The organism is Dehalococcoidales bacterium (assembly GCA_028716225.1).
In the GTDB taxonomy this organism is placed as follows: domain Bacteria; phylum Chloroflexota; class Dehalococcoidia; order Dehalococcoidales; family UBA5760; genus UBA5760.
Genome location: JAQUQE010000121.1, coordinates 1 through 3,065, shown reverse-complemented (window position 1 = coordinate 3,065; position 3,065 = coordinate 1). Strand labels below are relative to the sequence as shown.

4 protein-coding genes are annotated in these 3,065 nt (G+C 52.9%); all 4 read right to left on the bottom strand.

The features are described 5' to 3' along the window. The coding region (locus PHI12_14515; protein MDD5511998.1) for a hypothetical protein at nt 1-341 on the bottom strand (341 nt) is incomplete at its 3' end. Then, nucleotides 341-769, bottom strand: a complete 429-nt coding sequence (locus tag PHI12_14510) for a hypothetical protein (protein ID MDD5511997.1) — start codon at nt 767-769, stop codon at nt 341-343. The genes PHI12_14510 and PHI12_14515, both read right to left, overlap by 1 nt. A gap of 228 nt (nt 770-997) precedes the next feature. Beyond that, nucleotides 998-1,726 carry a hypothetical protein gene (locus PHI12_14505; GenBank protein MDD5511996.1) on the bottom strand — a complete coding sequence of 243 codons (729 nt, stop codon included), beginning with the start codon at nt 1,724-1,726 and terminating at the stop codon, nt 998-1,000. Beyond that, nucleotides 1,726-3,065 (bottom strand): hypothetical protein (locus tag PHI12_14500; protein MDD5511995.1); only part of this gene is annotated, 1,340 nt, incomplete at its 5' end. The genes PHI12_14505 and PHI12_14500, both read right to left, overlap by 1 nt.

Genomic DNA, 3,065 nt, shown 5'->3' with positions numbered 1-3,065 from the left:
GAAACCTTCCCACCGCCACCTGGCAAGTTACCAATCTTGATCTTTCGATGTCCCGCTGCGGAACTGTCATAGGCAAAGAGATAGTCCGTTACCTCAGAGGGAGAGACCTTTTCAGAAAGGCCGGAAATGTCCGCCTTGATCTGATTGTTTGCAAGCTGTACCCCCTCGGTAGCGGAGAGGTGGGCTGTCCCCGCATAGGGCAACGCTGTCCACGCAGACACTCCATCGCCAATCTTAAACTTTCCGGTGTCAGTTTCAAACCCCGGTTCTCCGGTGGCGAGCGTTGGATCAGCAGTCGTCCAATTCGTAGCGGTATCTCGATGGAGTTTGATGGTGCTCATTAAGCAGAAGCCCCGCCGTCGATAACCGTTACTTCCGCCTTCAGACCAGAAGCGTCAATAGACAAATCAACCGACGTGGAGTTCTGTACTACCAAATCAGCTTTCAGCCCTCCCGCATCCTCCGACAAGGTGATGGAGTTCGTGTTCTGGTATAAAACGTCGGCCTTGAGTTCCGGAGTGGCGTCGGTATAGGTCAAGTCTACGGTATTAGTATCCGCAATCATGGCCCCAATAGCGTCCTGAGCAGACTCATCAAAGTCACCAGGCGGAATCGCCGCATAAGCCAAAGAGGTCCAAGCTGTGGCCCCGTCTCCAATTTTGAACTTGCCTGTGTCTGTTTCAAAACCGATCTCACCGGCTGCCAAAGTGGGATCAGCCAAGGTCCAGTTCGCCGCCGTATCCCTGTGATGTTGAATTGTGACCGCCATACAACTCTCCTATGCTTGACTTCCACCATCAATTATGTTTGTGCTGGTCAACTTTCGATCAGCATCTGTCATTACAACTTCCAATGGATCAAGGCCGGAAAGAGTCAATCCCTCAAACGTTGGAGAAGAACTTGGCCCAATCCGGTTATTCAGCTTGTGAAGCCATCGCTTGATAGCTTCCGGGTCTCTTGCCTTTGGTGCTGGACCTAGATTAGGAGTACCCATGTCTTACCATCCCGAATACCAAACCCCTGGCCGCTCCCCATACTGGACGGTACCAGCGCCTTGTAGTTCTTCCGGAGTAAGCCGCAACTGATTGTATGAGCCGGTTGAAGTTGCAAGTCGTGCTTTGCGGGCCGCCTCTTCTTCGATCTCTTTGCGGTTGAACAAATCCCGCGTAGACTGCCATGAGGGTTCGGCACTTTGGATAGTTGGGGTATTGAACGTGGTAGATGGACCATAGTTCGGGAAGCTAGATTCCCCAAAGGTGGTTCGACCGCCATACGGATCATAGGTCCCCATAGCGGTGGATGGGGCCGAGCTCGCCTGCATTGCAAGTTGAGCAATCAAACCATAGTCCGGACCTACGTCTTCTCGTCTTTCAATTAGTCCTGCCTTTCCCGCCCTGGCGGAGGCTAAACGCTCGTACCGAATATCTTCCATCTGCTGGCGGGCAGGCGTTCCAACCTCTTCCTCGAACTTCTTACCAAGTCCAGCAGCCGTGGTGGTTCCATAAAGTCCAGAGCTCACTAACTGTTGTGTGCCTTGAGCCACCGACTTAGTACGAGCCCGTTCCAACTGAGCCTCAAATCCTTGACCAAAAGCTCCCCCTGGGGAATAGAGTTCAATGATCTTGTTATACTCATCCATCGCCTCCCTATAGCGTGCTTCATTGGCTTGGTTGGCTCTTTCGGCATCCGCCTGAAACTTAGCCAGTAAATCCTCTAGGATAGACATTACTTGATTCTCCCCTTTGCATCGACTTCAAGATCAACCCGTTCTAAAGCCCACGTCTCTCCGGCCACGCTATTTCCTAGTTTCAGGCCAACGTATGCCCCACGTACCCGACTACGGACTCGATTATTCCGCCCTACCGCCGAGACCGACCCGCTGGTGTGTGGTGCAGTACCATCATACACATCCTCTACTACCTGCTCAGCCGACTCCCCAGGATAAAACGCGTATTCAATGGAGCCGGAGTCCGCGAACTCTCCTCCGGCACTGCCCCCCGCGTTGACAATAGTCATGGACCGCAATCGCCCGTAGCGGTCCGCTTCCCCACCTAATGGCATAATAGGCATGAGGGCGGAACTAATAATCCTTGTATCCACAATACCAACGTCATCATCTTTGGCCGCGTCGCTCCACTTGCGGATATACCCATCTCGACTTCCAACCAGAAGATCGGAGTACCCATCCTCATTGGAATGATAATAAAACAGGGAATACGGCCCGCAAGCCGTCGGATAGGTTTCAGGAAAGAGCCCATCCGTTTTCAGATCATACCAATAACAGGAGTTGGAGCCGTCCACCAACTTTGTGATGGAAATCACAATCCCTGCCCGCTTCTTGTCGTACCCAAAAACAATGCGATAGGCCGCAGGGTCGATATTCTCATCTTCCAGCAAATGGGGCAGGGAAATGATCGTCTTAGGCACGGGTCTTCCCAGCCCTGGAGGGATCATACAAATCCCGCTCGTCCCCCAGAACCACAAACCCCCCTCCGAGTCAAAGCACCAACTGTACGCTCCGTGTATGCCCTCGGTGTCACTTAGGGGCTGCAACGTGCCCCCCGCAGCAGGATCACCATCCAAAAGCCAGATAGAATTAGCACAACCAAAGAACAGATAATCGTCATGGTATGGAATCAGAGCCCGTACAATATCCCCGATCTTGCCCGCGTCGGCATCATTCCCGGCTACGGGGGACTGGGCATCAATGGCAACATAATCCCAATCAAACGGGTCCGCTTGCCTGCTCATATACCATTGGTGGGGGTCTTCTGGGTTCCCTGCTAGGACCGCACGGCCACGATATAGGCAGGAGAGATACGCCTTGGTGGGCATGTCGTTGGACCTAGACGGATGTTTCGTCCAGGTATACCAGAACGGACCCGATGATCTAGACGTAGCAGTGGCGGGTGTGAAAGTTGCGGGGTCCATTGTGTCACCGCCAGCGTCATCGGAAGATACCGTATTCGTAGTATCAAATACTGCATCCGTGGTTCGATACCCATATATTGTTTTCTTGTCTGCCGAAACAGAATCCACCAACATTGCTGCCCCGGAGGTGGCCT

Excerpts from the sequence above, each read along its gene's own strand:
- PHI12_14510 (MDD5511997.1), bottom strand. The coding sequence starts at position 769 with ATGGCGGTCACAATTCAACATCACAGGGATACGGCGGCGAACTGGACC.
- PHI12_14505 (MDD5511996.1), bottom strand. The coding sequence starts at position 1,726 with ATGTCTATCCTAGAGGATTTACTGGCTAAGTTTCAGGCGGATGCCGAA.